Raw genomic sequence first — 3,853 nt, forward strand, 5'->3', positions numbered from 1 at the left:
GCGCCCGTCGACCTCACGGCCATTGAGCAGCAGCTTGGCGGTATCGCCGACAGCCTTGTTGGCCCAGACGGGGATCACGACTTGCAGACCGTCATCGGGAAAGGTGAGCAGCGCCGCCGCCCGGTTGATCCCCCACTGACCGGAAGGCAGGAGGCGCCCGAGCACTATCGGGTCCAGCAATGAATGGGGGGCAGAGATTTTCTTCTTGGGCTGAACGAGCATGGACGGAACTCCAAGCGAACTGTCGGGAGACAAAGGGCATGGAGTTATTCAGCGCTGAAGATGACGGCTCTGGCTACTGTCAGAAATTACAGGTGAGGAGGTATTTGCGATGAACGGTCGGGGGGCGCTGAGGTGATTGCGGGTGAGCAGGACAGCGCGGCGATCATCAGCAGCGTGCTCAATGATCATTCGTTGCAGACGGGTACGATTTGATCTCGGCCTGAACGACAAAACCCGCCGCCCCGGTTGATCGGGGCGGCGGGTTTTGTCCTTCTGAAGAAATGGGTTGCCGGTGAGTCAGTCTTCGCGAGCAGGCTCACTCCTACAGGGATGAGCGGGGTTCGCGGGATGTCGGGTCAGTCGAGGCGTTTGAAGACGAGCGCCTTCAGGCCGCTCTCAGGATCAATATCCGGAAACTCAGGCGGATTCTCCAGCCGCTGCTCAAAGCGCAAGCTTGGCGCCTCTTGCGTCACGCCATCGATCAAAAAGTCCGAACCGAACGACGGATCATTCATGCACGCCAGCACCGTGCCGTTCGCCGTGAGCAATTCCGGTAAACGACGCAATACGCGCTGGTAATCCTTGGTCAGCAGAAAACTGCCTTTCTGGAACGATGGCGGGTCGATGATCACCAGGTCGTACGGGCCGCTGTTGATCACCTTGCCCCAGGACTTGAACAGGTCGTGGCCAAGGAAACTCACCTTGCTCAGGTCATGCCCGTTCAGCCGGTGATTGTCACGACCGCGGCTCAGTGCGGCGCGGGACATGTCGAGGTTGACCACATGGCTGGCGCCGCCTTCGATGGCTGCCACGGAAAACCCACAGGTGTAGGCGAACAGGTTCAGTACGCGTTTGCCTGCGGCCTGCTCACGCACCCAGTTGCGCCCGTAGCGCATGTCGAGAAATAGCCCGGCGTTTTGCTTGCGGCCCAGGTCGACGCGGTACTGCAAGCCGCCCTCGACGATGCTCATCTCCTCGATTTCATTGCCCAGCAGCCATTCGGCGGTGCTCTGCGGCAGGTAACGATGTTGCACTAGCAAGGTGTGGGCAGCGGACTGTTGCCATTCTGCCGAGGTGCTGATGTCGAGCAACAAGTGTTTGAGCGCTTCGAGCTGCTCGGGCACAGGCTCCTTGAACAGCGAGACCAGCACCACGCCTTGCAGCCAGTCCACCGTCACTTGCTCCAGCCCCGGCCAGCAACGCCCGCGCCCATGGAACAGGCGACGGGTTTCGCTCGGTGCGGCCGCCAGTGCAGGCAGCAGATGGGCGCGGAGGGTGGCGAGGGCTTCAGGGTTCATCAGTCACGGTCGGCAAGCAAAAGGGCCGGCATTTTAACCACAAAAACCGCTTGGCGAACGCCGGTCAGCCAAGGCGATTGACCACTGTTAAGAAAAGACCTGTATCAAAAATGAATTTATGCAGGGCGCGCTGCTCATACCTGATAAGCAGCGGAAACAAGCCGCTAAATCGTTAATGCAATTCAGGGAGTGCCAGTTCATGAGTCCAACACCGACGGCGAGCGAGCACCTTCCTGACGGGTTGATTCTGGTGGTTGAGGACGACCCGTTGATTCTGGAGTTTCTCTGCGAAATTCTTCAGGAGGAAGGTTTCAAGGTCGAGCCGCAAACCAGCGCGGATGCCGCCAAGCTGTATCTGGAAGAGCACGCGCCGGAAGTCGCGCTGCTGCTCACCGACATCACCATGCCCGGTGAAATCAACGGAGCGGGGCTGGCCAATCTGGTCGGCGACCGCTGGCCGGAAAAGCCGGTGATGGTCATGTCCGGTTATGAAACCCCGGAAACTTCCGGGGTCAAGCATCCGGTGGCGTTCATCAAAAAGCCCTGGGCGATCGGCCAGTTGCTTGACTGTGTCGACAGCGCGTTCAAGTCCAAGGCTGCGCGTCTGCACTGAGCCCTTCGGGGCGAATGGCCGGGCAAAAATGCTACATTGCCCGGCCAATCTGCCCAATTCTGTCAAAGGATGCGACCTTTTGTCTGCTCACGATAACGTCTTCGACCGCGCGTTCGGCGCGTTCCTGTTCGACATGGACGGTACCGTCCTCAATTCCATCGCCGCTGCCGAGCGCGTCTGGGCGGCGTGGGCTGAGCGTCACGGGGTTGATGTCGAGCGTTTCCTGCCGACCATCCATGGCGCCCGCGCCATCGACACCATCCGCCGGCTGAACCTGCCAGGGGTGGACGCCGAGGCGCAAGCGGCGTTTATCGCGCAGGCGGAAATCGATGATGTCGAAGGGATTGTGCAGATTCCCGGGGCCGCGGCGTTTCTCGACGCCTTGCCGAGTGAGCGCTGGGCGATGGTGACGTCGGCGCCACGGGATCTGGCGTTGCGGCGGATGGCCGCGGCGGGGATTTCCGAGCCTGCGGTGATGATTACGGCGGAGGATGTGACGGCTGGCAAGCCTGATCCGGCGGGTTATCGTCTGGCGGCAAAGCGCCTGGGGCTTGAGGCTGGCGACTGCCTGATTTTCGAAGATGCCACCGTCGGTATCCAGGCCGCCGAAGCTGCCGGAGCGGCGCTGATGATCATCACCACGACGCACCAGCATCCCCTCGAAACCCGCCACGCGACTATCGACAGTTATGAGCCGCTGAGCGTTGTCGTCGATAGCCAAGGTCAACTGCACCTGCAAAAGGCCTGACACTACAAAGTCCCCTGTGGGAGCGGGCTTGCTCGCGAATGCGGTCTTTCAGTTGCATGCGATGTCGACTGATTCAGCGCATTCGCGAGCAAGCCCGCTCCCACATTCGATCAATGTCGGGCCGTAAATGTTGCCCGCTATCCAACACTGCAGGAGCCGGTTCAGTCTGCTGGTGATGGCGTCAGTAAACCCCCGGCAACAATCGCCAGCTGCGCGCGCAATAAGCCTCGTACTCTGCACCAAACTGCCCGCGCAGCAGCGCCTCTTCCGAGTGAATACGTGCGATCAGTGGAATCAGCGTCAGCGCCGCCAGAATCAACCCGACACTGGAACGAAACGCCAGCGCCCAGCCCACGGCGTTGACCACCAACCCCAGATAGCTCGGATTGCGCAGGCGTGTGTAAATGCCGTCGGTGACCAGCCGATGCCCCGGCTGAATCGCCACCAGGCCGCTGAACCGACGGCCCAGCACAAACACCGGCCACAGCCGCAGCGTGCCACCGACGATAAACAACAGCGCGCCGAGCCAGCGCACGCCTTCAGCGCCGAAGGTCCAGAAGTCGATGCGGTCGCAGTATGCCGGGAGAAAACCGCTGACCAGACCGATCACGCCGAACGCCGGAATCACCCAGCGATTGGCGCGGTCCTCGCGCTCGCCCGAACTCATGTTCACGTCGGTGAACAGCGACGCCAACACCATCAGCACCGTGGCCAGCGCCACCAGCACCAGCGCCCCATGCGAAAAGAACACCGCCGGCCCACCAATGCCCCACACCGCCAGGCCCAGGTAGGCGAGGGTGGCGAGCACCGCAACCACGGTCATTTGCGCAGACATTTTCATGGTCATCTCTTGAAAAGCGGCTGATCCTTTCAGTGTAGGACGTCGCTGAACCCGCGTAGGTACCGGATCAGTCACCATTGAAGCCGGATGTCCCGACCCCTTCGTGAGCAAGCCCACTCCCACCCTTGATC

5 protein-coding genes are annotated in these 3,853 nt (G+C 61.0%); 2 read left to right on the forward strand and 3 right to left on the reverse strand.

Annotated elements, in window-relative coordinates; translation table 11 throughout:
* Both M0808_RS28310 and M0808_RS28315 read right to left on the reverse strand, forming a co-directional pair.
* Positions 1–222: hypothetical protein (locus M0808_RS28310; RefSeq protein ID WP_247843182.1), on the reverse strand; the 222-nt coding region annotated here is incomplete at its 3' end.
* Positions 223–578: 356 nt separating this feature from the next.
* Complete coding sequence (locus M0808_RS28315; protein WP_247843183.1) at positions 579–1,520, reverse strand: class I SAM-dependent methyltransferase; 942 nt, start codon at positions 1,518–1,520, stop codon at positions 579–581.
* 199 nt (positions 1,521–1,719) lie between these two features.
* On the opposite strand from M0808_RS28315, the gene M0808_RS28320 reads away from it, so the two are divergent.
* Positions 1,720–2,133 carry a response regulator gene (locus tag M0808_RS28320; RefSeq protein ID WP_247843184.1) on the forward strand — a complete coding sequence of 138 codons (414 nt, stop codon included), beginning with the start codon at positions 1,720–1,722 and terminating at the stop codon, positions 2,131–2,133.
* Between the two features lie 79 nt (positions 2,134–2,212).
* Positions 2,213–2,881: an HAD-IA family hydrolase gene (locus tag M0808_RS28325; RefSeq protein WP_247843185.1), complete on the forward strand. Its 669-nt coding sequence runs from the start codon at positions 2,213–2,215 to the stop codon at positions 2,879–2,881.
* Positions 2,882–3,062: 181 nt separating this feature from the next.
* Here the strand turns inward: M0808_RS28325 and M0808_RS28330 are convergent, their stop codons facing one another.
* The gene (locus M0808_RS28330; protein ID WP_247843186.1) at positions 3,063–3,722 is read right to left on the reverse strand and encodes an isoprenylcysteine carboxylmethyltransferase family protein; all 660 of its coding nucleotides are present in this window, start codon (positions 3,720–3,722) and stop codon (positions 3,063–3,065) included.
* Positions 3,723–3,853: the final 131 nt, after the last annotated feature.

It is taken from the genome of Pseudomonas sp. MWU12-3103b (genome assembly GCF_023100615.1).
GTDB classification, from domain to species: Bacteria; Pseudomonadota; Gammaproteobacteria; order Pseudomonadales; family Pseudomonadaceae; genus Aquipseudomonas; species Aquipseudomonas putida_A.

What these genes read in the sequence shown, in the direction of transcription:
- M0808_RS28320 (WP_247843184.1), top strand. Translation starts at nt 1,720, where the DNA reads ATGAGTCCAACACCGACGGCGAGCGAGCACCTTCCTGACGGGTTGATT.
- M0808_RS28315 (WP_247843183.1), bottom strand. Translation starts at nt 1,520, where the DNA reads ATGAACCCTGAAGCCCTCGCCACCCTCCGCGCCCATCTGCTGCCTGCA.
- M0808_RS28330 (WP_247843186.1), bottom strand. Translation starts at nt 3,722, where the DNA reads ATGAAAATGTCTGCGCAAATGACCGTGGTTGCGGTGCTCGCCACCCTC.